Raw genomic sequence first — 15,442 nt, 5'->3', positions numbered from 1 at the left:
TTCCCGCGTAGAAATGAGTGTGCAAGAAAGGGAAGGAGTGAGCAGCTTGAGTCTGCATATTGAACTGGAGCAACATCGCAAAGCCTTAATCGTGCGACTGAAGGGCGAGTTGGACCATCACACGGCTGATGCTGTGAAGACCCGTATGGAGGACGCCTTGTTAAAAGGCAATACCAGCCATATTATTCTCAGCCTGAAGGACTTGTCCTTTATGGACAGCTCCGGGCTGGGCGTAATCCTGGGACGGTATAAGCAAATTACGGCGCGGGGCGGCAAAATGGTCGTTTGTGACGTGAATCCGTCCGTTTACCGGTTATTCGAAATGTCGGGGCTTTTCAAAATTTTGTCCATTCAAGATAACGAAAGACAAGCTCTCACCAGTTTGGAGGTCGTATCATGAGTGAACGTAATTTTATGAAGCTGGAGTTTGCGAGCCGTTCGGAGAACGAAGGCTTTGCCCGGGTGACCGTGGCGGCTTTCGTATCGCAGCTGGACCCGACATTGGATGAGCTGACGGATTTGAAAACCGTCGTGTCGGAGGCGGTAACCAACGCGATCATTCACGGATATAACAACCGCCCGGACGGGACGGTTACGATTGTTGCCGAAATGGACGGAGATACGGTGTACTTGACCATCGAGGATCAAGGCGAAGGCATCGATGATTTGGAGCTGGCCAAGCAGCCGTTGTACACCTCGAAGCCGGAGCTGGAGCGCTCGGGGATGGGCTTTACGATCATGGAAAATTTCATGGATGAGATTGAAATTTCGACGGCCGTCGGGATCGGTACAAAAATCAAAATGAAAAAGCGAATTGAATCTAAAAAAGCTTTATTCAATTAGGGGTCGATTCTTATGGATGTCGATTTGAAGCATGCCTCCCACAGCTATTTGGATGATACGGAAGTCAAGCGGCTTATTGCATTGAGCCAATCCGGAGATTCGCTCGCCAGAGAAACGCTGGTGAACTGCAACATCCGGCTGGTGCTGGTCCGTCGTGCAGCGTTTTTTGAACCGGGGCTATGAAGCGGAGGACCTGTTTCAGATTGGCTGCATCGGACTGTTGAAATCGGTAGACAAATTCGATCTTTCCTACGATGTGAAATTTTCTACCTATGCCGTACCGATGATTATCGGGGAAATTCAGCGGTTCCTGCGCGATGACGGCACGTTGAAGGTCAGCCGCTCGCTAAAGGAGCTTGCCAACAAAATCCGCAAGACGAAGGATGAGCTGTCCAAGCGTAACGGGCGGCTGCCTACCATCAAGGAAGTGGCCGAAGAGCTGCAGATCTCTCCCGAGGATGTGGTTTTCGCGCAGGAAGCCAACAAGCCGCTGTCCTCGATTCACGAAACGGTGTTCGAGAATGAGGGCGATCCGATCACGTTGATGGATCAGATAGCCGACGAAGGACAGGACAAATGGTTTGAGAAGCTGGCGTTGAACGAAGCGATCGGCAGCTTGAACGAACGCGAACGCCTGATCGTGTATTTAAGGTATTTCCGCGATCAGACGCAGTCCGAGGTGGCAAGCCGGCTAGGGATTTCTCAGGTACAGGTATCCAGGCTGGAGAAGAAAATTTTGCAATCGATCAAAGACCAAATAGCCCAATAGCTATTTGGTTTTTTGCTGTTATCGGGCGGCGGCATTCATTCATAAGGAGGGGCTTGGCGAAAATAATTCGGCTTCACGATCTCGTTGCGGTAGCCGCGGTGAAAAATGCCGGTCGTCGCCGGAGACACCGGCGGAATGAGCCAGGTCCAGTCCCCGGTGAGCTCCCGTCCCGCCTGGGCTTCATTGCGTTCGAAGCGCATGAACTGCTCCGCAGCCGTGTGATGATCCACGATGCTGACGCCCGCTTCCCTGAAGGAGTGAAGCACAGCGATATTGAGCTCGACCAGCGCCTTATCTTTCCACAGCGAGGTGTTCGTTTCCGTATGGAGCCCCATCCGGGCGGCGATTTCGGGCAGCATATTATACCTGGACGTATCGGCCAAATTGCGCGCGCCGATCTCTGTTTCCATATACCAGCCGTTGAATGGAGCGGCGACGTAATGAATGCCCCCGATTTCAAGCTTCATATCCGCGATCATCGGCACGCCGTACCAGCGCAGCTTCAATTCCTCGAACCAGTCCAGCTCCGGGTGCTTTAAAGGAACCTCAAGCACATATGCCTTGGGAATCTCGAACCATTCGGGCTGCGCTCCATTCACCTGAATAATGAGAGGCAGCACGTCGAACCGGGTGCCGGCGCCCTTCCAGCCTAACTGCTGAGCGATGCGGGTCAGCTTGACGGAGTTAGGATCGCCGATAATCCCCCCTTCGGTTTCGTAGCCGGCATACCGGATCAGCTGATGATTCCATATCCGTACAGGAGCCGAATCTGCAGCAGGATCGGATGGATCGGCCGGAGCGGGGGCGAACAAGGTAAGGGTCGGGATAATTTTCCCTTGATTCGTCGCTAATGCTATATGCTCCAGCAAAGCTTGAAAGACGGATTCCGCCGTGCCGAGTTCTCGCCGGTCATAGACGGCAAGCGACTTCCAGAACAGCCTGCCGATGCATCGGTTGCTGTTGCGCCAGGCCATTCGCGCTCCGTGTTCGAGCTCCTCGAACGTATGCTTATAGGTGCCGGTCCGGGCAATTTCCCGCTCGATCTCAAGGAGCCTGGAGGCTGTACGATCGGTGCTGCCCAGCTCGGCGTAGCATTGAATAATGAAGCTTTCCGCTTCTTGATATAAGGCCGTAAGGGTAGGATTCATCCCTGGGTCACTTCGCTTTCTATGACGGACTGACGTTAGTTATTAGAATAAATCTTACCATAAAAAAAGGCCTTGCATTCTGAAATGCAGGGCCTCTTTGTGGCAGTTGTCGCACAGTATCGCAGTCCAGAATCTCCACGCTGTTATCTTGCCCTGGATTCGTCCATAAACAAATATTTCAAACAATACAATCCCGATAAGCCCACTAATGTATAGATAATCCGGCTGATCCCGGACGACTCACGGTGGATGTCTCCGCCGAGCACTGCAGTGACAAGATCCCATTCAAACAATCCAACCAGCAACCAGTTTAAGGCACCGATGATAACCAGCGTTAGAGCTACTTTACCCATTCGATACACCCTTTCTTTAATGGTTTGTTTCAACTTGATGGGAAGCTTCAGGCGCGTGAGCGGTAAACATGCAAACACATGCTGAAGCTTTAATTTTATTGTCTTCAAGTGAATTATTGCCATAAAGCGAGATGACTATGCGCTCCTCTTTTTTTCATACTATGGGATAAATGCACAAGGGAGGGAAGGCGATGAAAGCAGCTGTCGGCTCCACTGTTTATATACGATTGCGCAAACGGGTGTCCGTCAAACGGGGGGAATCGATTCATCTGGGGCGCATAGCCCAATTGCTGGTCGATACCGAGTACGAGGAGGCGCTTCACAAGCTTTTGCTGCATCAGCCCAAGGAGAAGGAAGGCAATATCGTACTCATCGACATGATGCTCATTGTGGAAAAAATAAAACGTCAATTTCCTATGCTCCAAATAGAGCATTTCGGCGAGCCTCACTGTCTGGTTGAGGTCAATGATGACCGTAAGCCTCCAAATCTGGTCCTTATTGTTATTGTCTGGCTCCTGCTGTTCGTCGGTTCAGGCCTTGCCATAATGAATTTTCATGCCGATGTGAGCATGGCGGAGGTCCACAGGCGAATTTATCAGCTGCTGACCGGCAAATATGTACAGCATCCGCTGCTGCTGCAGATTCCTTATTCTATCGGGATCGGCGTCGGCATGATTATTTTCTTCAATCATTTATTCAAGAAGAAATTCAATGAAGAGCCGAGCCCGCTGGAGGTGGAAATGTTCATGTACCAGGAGAATGTCAATACGTACGTTGTCACCGAGGAATACTGCAAGATTCATGAAGCGAGGGAAAAATCATGACCCTCTGGTGGTCGGTGCCCCTTCTCATTTTTCTGGGCATCGCGGGCGGCATTGCCGTAGGCAGCGGCATGGTAGCTTTTTTGGTCGTTCTGAACATTATCCCGAGGCTTGCCCAGATCAGCCGGACGTATCACCTGATTCGATGGCTTGAGGGCGCAGTCATCGGCGGCTCGCTGTTTTTTACTTTAACCGATTTCTTTGAATGGTCGTTTTCGTTCTATCCCTTGGCGGCCGCTTTATTCGGACTGTTGGCGGGCGGCTTTGTAGGCATGCTGGCCGGCGCATTGACGGAAGTGATCAATGTGCTGCCGATTCTGGCGAAGCGTATCGGGATGGGATCGTATATGATTTGGTTTTTGATGGCTATGATCTTCGGCAAGGTGCTGGGCTCTTTACTGGATTGGCTTCATTTTCTCGAATAACACGCCGACATCATGCGAAAGGAGAATGACACATGCGAAAAGTGCCTATCAAACCGAAGCACATTTCAAACGGAGATTCCGCCGGAATCGGCGAGGACAAGAAGCTGGAGATTGACCGTGAAGGAAATATTGTGAACGATCATTCCCATTTAACGGAGGAAGAAGAGCAGGGATACATGGATGCAGAGCATCCCGGTGAGCACCATATGAAATCCGGTGAGGAGCTGCATGGGGCACACCGCGGCGAATCGCATGATGATGATATACAGCATCAGGAACCTCTCAAGGCTCATTATAAAGCACATCAAGAGACAGGCGAGGATGCGCGGCACGATAAGCCTAACGGCCATAGCGGGGAAGAACAAGACAAGCAGTCTTCCGGAAAAAAAGCGAAGGGGGCAACCGGCAAAAAAACCGAAAATGTGCTGACCCGCGAAGAAATGAAGTTCAAGAAGGAGGATAAAATCAGTCCTGATTTCGATATGCTGAAGAGGGCGCTGGAGGAGCAGGTCGGGCTGAATAAAAGCTTCGACGTCGTATTCCGGGAGATGATCTTCGGCGGAACGAAGGTCGCCGTATTTTATTATAACGGCTTTGCCAAGGATACGGTGCTTACCGCGATTCTCGACAGGCTGTCTTATGCCGACGGGCTGCAGCGAGATCGTTCGTCCAAGCAAGGCGGGAACGACGATGCGCTGAGCGATACGCCGATTGAGCATGCAATTAACGGAGAAGAAGGCGACAAGAGAGTCCAGCTGTTCATGGATGCGCTTATTCCGCACATTCAAGTCAAGCAGACGAATAAGCTGAGCGAAGTGATCGATAATGTGTCGATGGGAGCCTCCGGATTTTTCTTCGAAGGTTCCAGCAGCGCTATTATCGTAGACGCCAAAAGCTTCCCCGTCCGTTCTACCGAGGAACCGGATTTGGAGCGGGTCGTCCGGGGCTCGCGCGACGGCTTTGTAGAGACGCTGCTGACGAATGTGACGCTGGTTCGGCGCCGTATCAGAGACCCGAGGCTGAAGCTGGTGATGACGAGGGCGGGAAGACGGACGCATACCGATATTTGTCTCGCTTATATCGACGATATATGCGATCACGATTTGGTGGACGCCGTACGAAAAAAAATTGAAGACGTCAAGGTAGACGGCCTGCCGCTGGCGGAGAAGCAGCTCGAGGAGGCCATCGTGGGTACCGGGTGGAACCCGTATCCGATGGTAAGGTACTCGGAGCGGCCGGACGTCGTATCCGTCCATCTATTGGAGGGGCATCTCGCCGTTTTCGTCGATACGTCGCCGAGTGTCATGATTCTGCCGACGACCTTCTTCCACCACGTGCAGCATGCGGAGGAATACCGGCAGACGCCGACGACCGGCACTTATTTACGATGGGTTCGATTCATCGGAATTATGGCTTCGCTGTTTCTGCTGCCATTATGGTTTCTGCTGGTGACCTCGCCGGAGCTGAAGCCGCCGGGTCTTGAATTTATCGGTCCGCAAAAGGCCGCGAAGCTGCCGCTGCTGCTGCAATTTTTGATCGCAGAGCTTGGGATCGATCTGATGCGGATGGCAGCCGTGCACACGCCGACCCCGCTGGCAACCGCGATGGGCTTGGTGGCGGCGATTTTGGTCGGCGATGTGGCGGTGAAGACGGGCTTGTTCGTCAATGAGGTTATCCTGTATCTCGCGGTGGCTGCGGTCGGAACGTTTGCCACCCCGAGCTATGAGCTGAGTCTCGCGAACCGGCTGACCCGGCTTGCACTGCTTTTGCTCGCGGCGGTATTCAAGGTTCCCGGACTGGTGATCGGAACGACGGTCTGGTTCATCTATCTGGCCACCCGCCGCTCTTACAACGCGCCGTATATGTGGCCGTTCGTCCCGTTCAATTTTAAAGCGTTGAACGATATTATGGTCCGTAAGCCGTTCTTGACCGTCAAGAGACGAATGAGCCTGACCAAGCCGTCGGACAGCACCAGACAGCCAACGGATTAACCAATCCCCTTGTTGTCAGCATATCCTTATCTATGGTACCTTAGATGTAATGCTTAGGGGGAAGAGGGATACGGACGATGTACTTACATGGAACAAGTCAAATTAACGATAAAGGACACCTCCAAATCGGCGGCTGCGATACGCTGCAGTTAGCGGAGCAATTCGGAACGCCGCTTTATATTATGGATGAAGCTTTAATCCGGCAGCGCTGCCGTGAGTATATGGAGGCATTCAAAGCCTCCGGTTTGAAATTTCAAGTGGCCTATGCCAGCAAGGCTTTTTGCGTAATGGCGATGTGCCGCATCGTGGAAGAAGAGGGCCTGTCGCTGGACGTCGTTTCCGACGGCGAGCTGTATACCGCTCTGCAGGCCGGCTTCCCGCCGGAGCGTATCCACTTCCACGGCAACAACAAAACGCCGCAGGAGCTGGCTATGGCTATCGACGCTCAAATCGGCTGCTTCGTTGTCGATAATCTGGTGGAGCTGCACATGCTGAACGCCATTGCCGGCGACAAGCGCCAGCGGGTGAAGATCTTGTTCCGCATTACGCCGGGCGTTGAGGCGCATACGCACGAATATATTTCGACGGGCCAGACGGATTCCAAATTCGGTTTGGATATCGATAACGGCTCGGCCTACCGCGCGGTGCAGGAAGCGGTCGAGCTGCCTCATATCGAGCTGTTGGGCGTACATTCCCATATCGGCTCGCAGATTTTCGAGGTAGAAGGCTTCCAGATGGCGGTCGACAAGGTTATCGGGTTCGCGGCCAAAGTACGCGACGAGATGAACGTGATCTTCTCCGTGATCAACCTCGGCGGCGGCTTCGGCATCCGCTATGTGGAGGGCGACACGCCGCTGCCGGTATCGCAGTACGTGAAGTCTATTACCGATTCGATCAAATCGAATTTCGCCCGCTTCGACTACCCTACCCCGGAAATCTGGGTAGAGCCGGGCCGCAGCATCGTAGGCGACTCGGGGACGACACTGTATACCGTCGGCACGTATAAGGACATTCCCGGCATCCGCAAATATGTGGCGGTAGACGGAGGGATGACCGATAATCCGCGTCCGGCACTGTATGAATCCCGCTATGAAGCGATGCTCGCGAACCGTGCGGCGGAAGCCGACGAAGAGCTGGTATCGATTGCCGGCAAATGCTGCGAAAGCGGCGATATGCTGATCTGGGATATTCGTCTGCCGAAGGTAGAAACCGGCGATTTGTTGGCCGTTTCCTGCACAGGCGCTTATAACTACGCTATGGCAAGCAATTATAACCGGATCCGCCGTCCGGCCGTCGTCTTTGTGAAAGACGGGGAAGCGGATGTCGTTGTCGAGCGGGAAACCTACCAGAATATCGTCGGCAACGACGTAATCCCTGCACGCATGAGACCCGTTACCAAGACGGTGTAACAGGATGAGATAAAAAGAAAGACCGGCTGCCCGGATGTACGGGGCGGCCGGTCTTTTCCTGTTTTTAGAGCGCAGCGAGCGTTTGTTTGGGCCCGCCTCATTTCGGATTTGTGAACATGTCCGCATTATAGTACAATAGGACTCATTGAATAATAAAGGAGTGTACCTACATATGGCAAAACAAGCGCAAATTAAAATGGCGAACGGTGACGAGATCGTCATCGATCTGTTTGAGAAAGACGCACCGAACACGGTGGCTAACTTTGAAAAGCTGGCTAACGAAGGATTTTACAACGGTCTTGTATTCCACCGTGTCATTCCCGGCTTCGTAGCTCAAGGCGGCTGCCCGCAAGGCACAGGCACAGGCGGTCCAGGCTACAAAATCAATTGCGAAATCAACCCGAACAAGCACGAGCGCGGCTCCTTGGCTATGGCGCATGCAGGCCGTAACACAGGCGGCAGCCAGTTCTACATCGTGTACCAGCCGCAGCCTCATTTGGACGGACAGCATACGGTGTTCGGTAAAGTCGCTTCCGGTATGGAGCATGTCGACAAGTTCCAAGGCCGTGACAAAATGGAAACGGTGAAAGTCGTCGAGGTGTAATTTCACTAGACAACTACCAAATTACACTATATACTAATTTAAAGTAAGTTTCCTTCGGGGCGGGGTGAAATTCCCTACCGGCGGTGATACGTCCGCTGCTTAGGCGGCAGGACGTTCAGTCCGTGACCCGTGCTGCAAGCTTTGCTGCAGACGGTGGACTCGGTGCAATTCCGAGACCGACAGTATAGTCTGGATGGGAGAAGGAAAACGTAGACTTGCATGCTTATTTGCTTTAGCCTTTATTGAAAGCCGCTTGGATATTCCTGTCGATCGTGCAGGCTTGGCCTGCCGTGGGGAATGAACATCGCTTTATAAAGAATGCCGCTTTCTGCGGACAAGCATCGATTTCCTCTCTTCTTGGATACGATGCGTCCTGTCAGCGGAGCTTCTTGTCGCGATTTTCAGCCGTTCATTGTGCTGTATGACGGTTTATTCCAAGCTGTCTGCTGATGATAAAAGCTTTGTAAAGCTGTTCTGCGTTTGACGTGTACCTATCGATCCAAGCCCCTTTTTCTTAGGAAAAAGCGGGCTTTTTTTGTCGTGAAGGAACGGATGAGGAGGATGGTTGGTGGAGCTGCTTAACGACGAATTTTACATGAAGCTGGCCATTCAGCTCGCCGAAGGGGCCTCTGGCCAGACAGGAATCAATCCCGTCGTCGGATGCGTGCTCGTCAAGGACGGGCGCATTGTCGGCATGGGGGCGCATTTGAAGCGCGGAACCGCGCACGCGGAAGTTCATGCGCTGCAAATGGCGGGAGCGGAGGCTGAAGACAGCACCGCTTACGTAACGCTGGAGCCGTGCAGCCATTACGGCAAAACGCCTCCCTGCAGCGACCGCTTGATCAAAGAGAAGGTGAAGCGGGTCGTTGTGGCGGCAACCGACCCCAATCCGCTGGTGGCGGGTACGGGGCTCGACAGACTGCGGCAGCACGGGCTGGAAGTGACGACAGGCGTGCTGAGGGAAGAGGCGGAGCGGCTGAATGAAGCGTTCAACCGCTTCATCATGACGCGGCGTCCGTTCGTTACGCTGAAGACGGCAAGCACGCTGGACGGCAAGATAGCGACGCGCACCGGGGACAGCAAATGGATTACCGGCCCTGACTCGCGGGCCTATGTGCACACGCTGCGCCACCGGAATCAAGCGATCATGGTCGGCGTCGGCACGGTGTTGAGTGACGATCCGCTGCTCACGACGCGCCTTGACGTGCCTGCGCTGCATCCGATCCGGCTCATCGTCGACTCGGCCTTAAGGCTTCCGCTTCAGGCGCAGGTCGTCACGGACAAGTCGGCCGAGACGATTGTCCTGACAACGGAAGGCGCCGACCCGCAGAAGCGCCTGCAGCTTGAGGCCGCGGGCGTCACGGTGTTGTCCTGCGGTGCAGGGCCGAAGGTGGATTTGAACAGGGCCCTCGAGCTCTTGGGCGAACGGGATATCGCCTCGATTCTGCTGGAGGGCGGAGGCAAGCTGAACGGCGCGATGCTCGAGCAGGGCTTCATCGACAAGCTGGTGCTGTTCTACGCTCCGAAGATTATCGGCGGAGATCAGGCACCCGGCAATTTCAGCTTCGGCGGGTTTGAACGGATGAAGGACGCGATCGAACTGGAGCGGATTTCGCTGCAGTGCTTCGGAGACGATGTATGCCTGACGGGTTATCCGCGCAATAGGGATGAGGTGAAATCAGTTGTTCACGGGAATCATTGAAGAAATCGGCACCATGCGCCGGATTACAAAGCAGGGACAGGCGATGATCCTGACGATCGGAGCCAAACGCATTTTGGAGGACGTTCATCTAGGGGACAGCATTGCCGTCAACGGAGTTTGCCTTACGGTCGTTCAGTTTGACGAGTCCTCCATTACGGTGGATGTCATGCCGGAAACGTTCCGCAGAACCTCGCTGCAGAGACTCCACGTCGGGGATGCAGTCAATTTGGAGAGAGCGATGGCGGCCGGCGGACGCTTCGGCGGTCATATTGTGCAGGGGCATGTGGATTCCACCGGAATCATCACCTCGCGGAAGCCGGAGGAAAACGCAGTCGTTTTCCAGATCGAGCCGCAGGAGCGGGATATTTTAAAATATTTGATTCCGCACGGTTCGATTACGGTCGACGGCATCAGTCTTACCTTGGTGCATGTAGACGACCGGGGATTTACGGTATCCATAATTCCTCATACGCTGGCCCAAACGGTGCTGCAGCGCAAGCATGCGGGCGATGAGGTGAATTTGGAAGCCGATGTGCTGGGCAAATATATAGAGAAGCTGCTGTTGAGCCGGAATCCGGACCCTGCTGCCCCGGGCAAGTCGAGCCGGTTGACAGAGGCCTTTTTATCCGAGAACGGATTTCTGTAAAACGGCAGAATAAGGAAGGCAGGGATAGAAGCTATGACGAAACCGACTTCATTTCATACCATTGAAGAAGCGATTTATGACCTTATGCTGGGCAAAGTGATTATTGTAGTGGATGACCAGGACCGCGAAAATGAAGGGGATTTTATTGCTTTGGCGGACAAAGCCACCCCGGACGTCATTAACTTTATGATCAAGGAAGGCCGTGGGCTTGTGTGCGTGCCGATTACGGAAGAGAGGGCCCGGGAGCTGGAGCTGCCGCCGATGGTCACCAAAAACACCGACTACCACGGGACGGCCTTTACCGTTTCGGTCGATTACTCTGAGACGACGACGGGCATTTCCGCGACCGAGCGCTCCATGACGGTGAAAGCTCTGATCGATCCGACGACGAGACCCGAGCATTTCCGCCGGCCAGGCCATATGTTCCCGCTTATTGCCAAGAAGGGCGGCGTGCTGCGCCGTGCCGGTCATACGGAGGCTGCGGTCGATTTGGCGCGGATGTGCGGTTCCTATCCTGCCGCGGTCATTTGCGAAGTGATCAAGGAGGACGGGGAAATGGCCCGCGTCCCCCAGCTGCTTGAAATTGCAGCCAAGCACGACCTGAAGCTGATCACGATTCAGGACCTGATCGAGTATCGCAATCATAAAGAAAAGCTGATTCAACGCGAGGTCGATGTGAAGCTGCCGACCGACTACGGAGTGTTCACCGCCATCGCTTACACGAACGCGGTGGACAATAAGGAGCATGTCGCGCTGGTTAAAGGCCAAATCGACGGCTCTGTCCCGACATTGGTGCGCGTTCACTCCGAGTGCCTGACCGGAGATGTGTTCCACTCCCACCGGTGCGACTGCGGTCCGCAGCTGAACGCTGCGCTGAAGCAGATCGACGAAGCCGGCTCTGGCGTGCTGCTGTATATGCGGCAGGAAGGCCGAGGCATCGGCTTGATCAATAAGCTGAAGGCTTACGTTTTGCAGGAGCAGGGCCTGGATACCGTGGATGCGAACCTGAAGCTGGGCTTTGCGCCCGATCTGCGGGATTACGGGATCGGCGCTCAAATTTTGAAGGATCTGGGGATAACCCAAATCCGGCTGCTGACCAACAATCCGCGCAAAATCAAAGGGCTGGAAGGCTACGGTCTCGAAGTCGTCGAACGCGTTCCGATTCAGATGCAAGAGAACGAGTCCAACTCGAACTACCTGCATACGAAGCAGGAAAAGCTCGGGCATCTGCTGGAATTCGAGATTTAGGCGGGGCTGCTCCCCGTCCGGGCCTGGAGATGTAAGCCGGTCTGGCTTGGCCGCTGTGCAGGAATTTTGTGAAAAAATATATGCAATCAGGAAGGATGTTGACGAATTATGGCGAAAGTATACGAAGGACATTTAGTATCCGAGGGATTAAGATACGGCATTGTTGTCGGCCGTTTCAACGAATTTATTACGAGCAAGCTGCTCGGAGGCGCTCTGGATGCGCTGAAGCGTCACGGCGTTAAGGACGACGAGGTAGAGGTGGCATGGGTGCCGGGCGCATTCGAAATCTCGCTGATCGCACAGAAAATGGCCGAAAGCGGCAAATACGACGCTGTCATTACACTCGGCGCCGTAATCCGCGGCTCCACACCGCACTTCGATTATGTTTGCAGCGAAGTGGCTAAAGGGGTGGCGGCAATTAACTTGAAAACCGGCGTACCGACGATTTTCGGTGTATTGACTACCGATTCGATCGAGCAAGCGGTTGAGCGTGCGGGGACGAAAGCAGGAAATAAAGGCTGGGAGGCCGCTGCTACCGCGATTGAAATGGCGAACCTGACTAGACAATTGTCTTAATTCAATGATATCTTAGCATAAGCTAGGTTTTGTTCCGGCAGAACCTAGCTTATGATTTAATGATGTTATAAAGCCGGCTTTGCTCATTACATGTAAAGTCTTTAGGGGGAAGTACTGGTTGGATAAAGTAACTTACAAGCTGGATACGTTCGAAGGCCCCCTTGATTTGCTGCTCCATCTGATTGATAAAGCGGAAGTGGATATTTACAATATTCCAATCAAAGAAATCACGGATCAATATATGGAATACCTCGATGCGATGCAGGAGCTGGAGCTGGAGGTGACGAGCGAGTTTCTCGTCATGGCTGCGACGCTGCTCTCCATCAAAAGCAAGATGCTGCTGCCGAAGCCTCCCGTTATCGAGATTGAGTATGACGATTATATGATGGACGAGGATTATGATCCTCGTGCGGAGCTGGTAGCGAAGCTGATTGAATACCGTAAGTATAAAGCGATAGCGGATCATTTGCGGGACAAAGAGCTCGAACGAAGCCTGATTTATACCCGTGAGCCGGAGGATTTAACTCCTTATATTCCGGCAACGATCGAGAATCCGGTCAAAGGGCTTCATATCGCGGACCTGGTTTACGCCTTTCAGCGGGCGCTGCGCCGGATGACCAACCGCAACATGGTAGCCAAAATCCGCAAGGATGAGATTTCCGTGAAGGACCGGATGTCGGAAGTGGTTCAACTGCTGGAGCATGCGGGGGGCAAGCTGCTTTTTTCCAAGCTCATTGACCATGACGCATCGCGTGAAGGCATCGTAACAACGTTTTTGGCCATGCTGGAGCTGATGAAGGTGAAGGTCATCGTATGCTACCAGCATCGTTTATTTGAGGATATTGTGATACAGGCAAGAGAGGACGGAACGGCAGATGGATTTTCAACAGATGAAATCAGTTATTGAAGGCTTGCTTTTTGTGGCAGGGGACGAGGGTCTGGATGCCAAGCAGCTGGCTGAAATACTGGAGCAGGACGCTAATTTCATCCGTGATCTGGTGAAGGATCTGCAGAGCGATTTCCGTTCGGGTCATCGCGGCTTGCAAATCGTTGAGCTTGCCGGAACGTACCAGCTCACTACTTTGCCTGCCCACGCGCCTTATTTTGAACGGCTGGCCCATTCTCCGTCACGTTCTTCGCTTTCCCAGGCGGCGCTGGAGACGCTGGCCATTGTAGCCTACAAGCAGCCGATCACGCGGGTGGAAATTGAAGAAATCCGCGGCGTGAAAGCAGAACGCGCTTTGCAGACGCTGGTCGCCAAAGACTTGATCCAGGAAGTGAACCGGGCCGATGCGCCGGGACGTCCTATTCTGTACGGCACGACCAAAGCGTTTCTGGATTACTTTGCTCTCAGTCATATCAGCGAGCTGCCCGAAACCTCCTTGTTTCAGGTGGACGAAGGGCTTGAGGAAGAAACCCGGCTGCTGTTCAATAAGCTGGAAGCGGAGCAGATCACGTTCGAGGACGTATCGGATACGGAATGACGCGCATGTTTTACCAGCCTAGGGCTATACTAACTCCTAAATGAAGCGAAGCCGCCAAGCTTCCTTTCATCAACGGGGTTATTTTTGCATGCCAAGAAAACGCGTTATTTCATGAAAGCGGGAGGGAAATTATGAAATGGGCCTGGGTGGCCGGGATCGTGGCCGTCTGCTTCGTGATTGTGCTTTCCAGCAGCATCAAATGCAGATTGACCTTAATGCGAAGGCACGCTGATGATGAAATCGTCGTGGATGTCCATGCGATGAGCGGACTCGTCAAGCAGCGTTTGTCTATTCCGGTGTTAAAGTTATCCGAATTGCAAAATGCCTTTGAAGTTAAAGCTGAGGTTGTCAATAAATCCAACAACAATCTGGAGCAGGGCTCCCATGGGAAGATCACGATGGAGCGGATCAAGCAGGCCTATGACAATGTTCAGGTATTGCTTGAGCACTGCTTTCAATTTCATAAGTGGATGCTTGAAACATTGAAGCATGTCCGCTGTACGAAGCTGTATTGGAAAACGAACGTAGGCTTGGGCGATGCCGCCGAAACGGCTATGGCAACCGGTCTGGTCTGGAGCTTGAAGTCTTCGCTGCTCGGCTTCCTGTTTCAATTCATTCAATTGGAAACCCGGCCTCGGCTGCTGGTGGTGCCGCAATATAACGAATACGCGTTCGCAACCGAAATCATTTGCATCGCAAAAATCCGGTTATTTTATATTTTGCTTGCAGGAATCCGGCTCCTATTCCGCATACTCCGAGTGAAGGACGGATTAAAAACGTGGCAGCGCGTTATTTTCAAGCCTTTCGAGCAGAACTGAGCGGCAGAGAACTGCTGAAGGCCAGTTAACTTTTGCTAACGCCGCGCCGGAATATCGTGCCGAAGGCCAGGGAACTCTAACAAATGCTTAACAGAACCTTATTTCAAATCAGGAATATAAGGAGGACTCATGATGGCAGAGCATCCGATTCAAGGTTTAATGAAAACCGCCATGGAAAACATCAAAGAGATGGTGGACGTCAATACGATTGTGGGTGATCCGGTTGAAACTCCGGATGGCAGCGTCATTATGCCGATATCCAAAGTCGGCTTTGGATTCGCGGCAGGCGGCAGCGAATTCGGCGCAGAGGAAGGCACGGCAGGTACGCGTCACGACGGAATGAATGCCAATGTGGCGCTTCCCTTCGGCGGCGGCAGCGGCGGCGGGGTTTCCATTACGCCGATTGCTTTTCTGGTGGTGGGCAAGCACGGAGTCAAGATTGTGCCGCTCGACAACCAGACCCATCTGCTGGAGCGTCTGATCGATTCGGCACCGCACGTGGTGAACCGCATCCAGAGCATGATGAAAAGCAAAACAGCGGGCGTGTCGGAGCATGGAGCGCAGGTTACGAACAATATAGAAAATCAGAACTTTATCGTCTAATT

General features: G+C 53.2%; 17 protein-coding genes, 1 pseudogene and 1 riboswitch. Of the genes and pseudogenes, 16 read left to right on the top strand and 2 right to left on the bottom strand.

Features of this window, described 5'->3' with window-relative positions; genetic code table 11:
* Positions 1-46: 46 nt before the first annotated feature.
* The 3 genes and pseudogenes from spoIIAA to sigF all read left to right on the top strand — a co-directional run bounded on the left by spoIIAA (position 47) and on the right by sigF (position 1,612).
* Positions 47-400, top strand: a complete 354-nt coding sequence (spoIIAA, locus tag ACHHV8_RS20355) for an anti-sigma F factor antagonist (RefSeq protein WP_395161035.1) — start codon at positions 47-49, stop codon at positions 398-400.
* The gene (gene spoIIAB, locus ACHHV8_RS20350; RefSeq protein ID WP_395161033.1) at positions 397-843 is read left to right on the top strand and encodes an anti-sigma F factor; all 447 of its coding nucleotides are present in this window, start codon (positions 397-399) and stop codon (positions 841-843) included. Before spoIIAA ends, spoIIAB begins: the two co-directional genes overlap by 4 nt.
* A 12-nt stretch (positions 844-855) precedes the next feature.
* Positions 856-1,612 (top strand): annotated as a pseudogene (sigF, locus tag ACHHV8_RS20345) (RNA polymerase sporulation sigma factor SigF).
* A gap of 35 nt (positions 1,613-1,647) precedes the next feature.
* On the opposite strand, the gene ACHHV8_RS20340 reads toward sigF, so the two are convergent.
* Positions 1,648-2,760 (bottom strand): nitric oxide synthase oxygenase, encoded by a 1,113-nt coding sequence (locus ACHHV8_RS20340; RefSeq protein WP_395161031.1) that lies wholly within the window; start codon positions 2,758-2,760, stop codon positions 1,648-1,650.
* Between the two features lie 143 nt (positions 2,761-2,903).
* The gene (locus ACHHV8_RS20335; RefSeq protein ID WP_395161029.1) at positions 2,904-3,113 is read right to left on the bottom strand and encodes a DUF378 domain-containing protein; all 210 of its coding nucleotides are present in this window, start codon (positions 3,111-3,113) and stop codon (positions 2,904-2,906) included.
* 191 nt (positions 3,114-3,304) lie between these two features.
* On the opposite strand from ACHHV8_RS20335, the gene ACHHV8_RS20330 reads away from it, so the two are divergent.
* The 13 genes from ACHHV8_RS20330 (at position 3,305) to ytfJ (ending at position 15,440) form a co-directional block, all read left to right on the top strand.
* Positions 3,305-3,937, top strand: coding sequence for a stage V sporulation protein AA (locus ACHHV8_RS20330; RefSeq protein WP_395161027.1), 633 nt, complete (start codon positions 3,305-3,307; stop codon positions 3,935-3,937).
* A complete protein-coding gene (locus ACHHV8_RS20325; protein WP_395161025.1) occupies positions 3,934-4,359 on the top strand; it encodes a stage V sporulation protein AB in 426 nt (141 codons plus the stop codon). Before ACHHV8_RS20330 ends, ACHHV8_RS20325 begins: the two co-directional genes overlap by 4 nt.
* Before the next feature lie 32 nt (positions 4,360-4,391).
* Complete coding sequence (locus ACHHV8_RS20320; protein WP_405045393.1) at positions 4,392-6,350, top strand: spore germination protein; 1,959 nt, start codon at positions 4,392-4,394, stop codon at positions 6,348-6,350.
* Between the two features lie 77 nt (positions 6,351-6,427).
* On the top strand, positions 6,428-7,759 hold the full coding sequence (lysA, locus tag ACHHV8_RS20315) for a diaminopimelate decarboxylase (RefSeq protein WP_395161023.1): 1,332 nt from the start codon (positions 6,428-6,430) through the stop codon (positions 7,757-7,759).
* Between the two features lie 172 nt (positions 7,760-7,931).
* Entirely contained in the window at positions 7,932-8,363 is a 432-nt protein-coding gene (locus ACHHV8_RS20310) for a peptidylprolyl isomerase (RefSeq protein ID WP_395161021.1), read from the top strand.
* Between the two features lie 46 nt (positions 8,364-8,409).
* Positions 8,410-8,572, top strand: a riboswitch (FMN riboswitch).
* A gap of 359 nt (positions 8,573-8,931) precedes the next feature.
* Positions 8,932-10,065 (top strand): bifunctional diaminohydroxyphosphoribosylaminopyrimidine deaminase/5-amino-6-(5-phosphoribosylamino)uracil reductase RibD, encoded by a 1,134-nt coding sequence (gene ribD / locus ACHHV8_RS20305; protein ID WP_395161019.1) that lies wholly within the window; start codon positions 8,932-8,934, stop codon positions 10,063-10,065.
* On the top strand, positions 10,046-10,711 hold the full coding sequence (gene ribE / locus ACHHV8_RS20300; protein ID WP_395161017.1) for a riboflavin synthase: 666 nt from the start codon (positions 10,046-10,048) through the stop codon (positions 10,709-10,711). Before ribD ends, ribE begins: the two co-directional genes overlap by 20 nt.
* Before the next feature lie 33 nt (positions 10,712-10,744).
* On the top strand, positions 10,745-11,959 hold the full coding sequence (locus ACHHV8_RS20295) for a bifunctional 3,4-dihydroxy-2-butanone-4-phosphate synthase/GTP cyclohydrolase II (RefSeq protein ID WP_395161015.1): 1,215 nt from the start codon (positions 10,745-10,747) through the stop codon (positions 11,957-11,959).
* Between the two features lie 108 nt (positions 11,960-12,067).
* A complete protein-coding gene (gene ribH, locus ACHHV8_RS20290; RefSeq protein WP_395161013.1) occupies positions 12,068-12,535 on the top strand; it encodes a 6,7-dimethyl-8-ribityllumazine synthase in 468 nt (155 codons plus the stop codon).
* Between the two features lie 118 nt (positions 12,536-12,653).
* A complete protein-coding gene (locus tag ACHHV8_RS20285; RefSeq protein ID WP_395161011.1) occupies positions 12,654-13,442 on the top strand; it encodes a segregation and condensation protein A in 789 nt (262 codons plus the stop codon).
* A complete protein-coding gene (gene scpB, locus ACHHV8_RS20280; RefSeq protein ID WP_395161009.1) occupies positions 13,411-14,019 on the top strand; it encodes an SMC-Scp complex subunit ScpB in 609 nt (202 codons plus the stop codon). Before ACHHV8_RS20285 ends, scpB begins: the two co-directional genes overlap by 32 nt.
* 131 nt (positions 14,020-14,150) lie before the next feature.
* On the top strand, positions 14,151-14,837 hold the full coding sequence (locus ACHHV8_RS20275) for a DUF2953 domain-containing protein (protein WP_395161007.1): 687 nt from the start codon (positions 14,151-14,153) through the stop codon (positions 14,835-14,837).
* A gap of 132 nt (positions 14,838-14,969) precedes the next feature.
* The gene (gene ytfJ, locus ACHHV8_RS20270; protein WP_395163571.1) at positions 14,970-15,440 is read left to right on the top strand and encodes a GerW family sporulation protein; all 471 of its coding nucleotides are present in this window, start codon (positions 14,970-14,972) and stop codon (positions 15,438-15,440) included.
* The last annotated feature ends 2 nt before the right edge of the window (positions 15,441-15,442 follow it).

Source organism: Paenibacillus sp. TAB_01 (genome assembly GCF_043945595.1).
Taxonomy (GTDB): domain Bacteria; phylum Bacillota; class Bacilli; order Paenibacillales; family NBRC-103111; genus Paenibacillus_S.
The sequence above is the reverse complement of the archived record's forward strand: the minus strand, read 5'-3'. Positions and strand labels throughout refer to the sequence as shown.

Excerpts from the sequence above, each read along its gene's own strand:
- ACHHV8_RS20275 (WP_395161007.1), top strand. The coding sequence starts at position 14,151 with ATGAAATGGGCCTGGGTGGCCGGGATCGTGGCCGTCTGCTTCGTGATT.
- ACHHV8_RS20330 (WP_395161027.1), top strand. The coding sequence starts at position 3,305 with ATGAAAGCAGCTGTCGGCTCCACTGTTTATATACGATTGCGCAAACGG.
- scpB (WP_395161009.1), top strand. The coding sequence starts at position 13,411 with ATGGATTTTCAACAGATGAAATCAGTTATTGAAGGCTTGCTTTTTGTG.
- ACHHV8_RS20310 (WP_395161021.1), top strand. The coding sequence starts at position 7,932 with ATGGCAAAACAAGCGCAAATTAAAATGGCGAACGGTGACGAGATCGTC.
- ACHHV8_RS20325 (WP_395161025.1), top strand. The coding sequence starts at position 3,934 with ATGACCCTCTGGTGGTCGGTGCCCCTTCTCATTTTTCTGGGCATCGCG.
- ACHHV8_RS20335 (WP_395161029.1), bottom strand. The coding sequence starts at position 3,113 with ATGGGTAAAGTAGCTCTAACGCTGGTTATCATCGGTGCCTTAAACTGG.
- spoIIAB (WP_395161033.1), top strand. The coding sequence starts at position 397 with ATGAGTGAACGTAATTTTATGAAGCTGGAGTTTGCGAGCCGTTCGGAG.
- ACHHV8_RS20295 (WP_395161015.1), top strand. The coding sequence starts at position 10,745 with ATGACGAAACCGACTTCATTTCATACCATTGAAGAAGCGATTTATGAC.
- lysA (WP_395161023.1), top strand. The coding sequence starts at position 6,428 with ATGTACTTACATGGAACAAGTCAAATTAACGATAAAGGACACCTCCAA.
- ACHHV8_RS20340 (WP_395161031.1), bottom strand. The coding sequence starts at position 2,760 with ATGAATCCTACCCTTACGGCCTTATATCAAGAAGCGGAAAGCTTCATT.
- ribH (WP_395161013.1), top strand. The coding sequence starts at position 12,068 with ATGGCGAAAGTATACGAAGGACATTTAGTATCCGAGGGATTAAGATAC.
- ytfJ (WP_395163571.1), top strand. The coding sequence starts at position 14,970 with ATGGCAGAGCATCCGATTCAAGGTTTAATGAAAACCGCCATGGAAAAC.
- ACHHV8_RS20320 (WP_405045393.1), top strand. The coding sequence starts at position 4,392 with ATGCGAAAAGTGCCTATCAAACCGAAGCACATTTCAAACGGAGATTCC.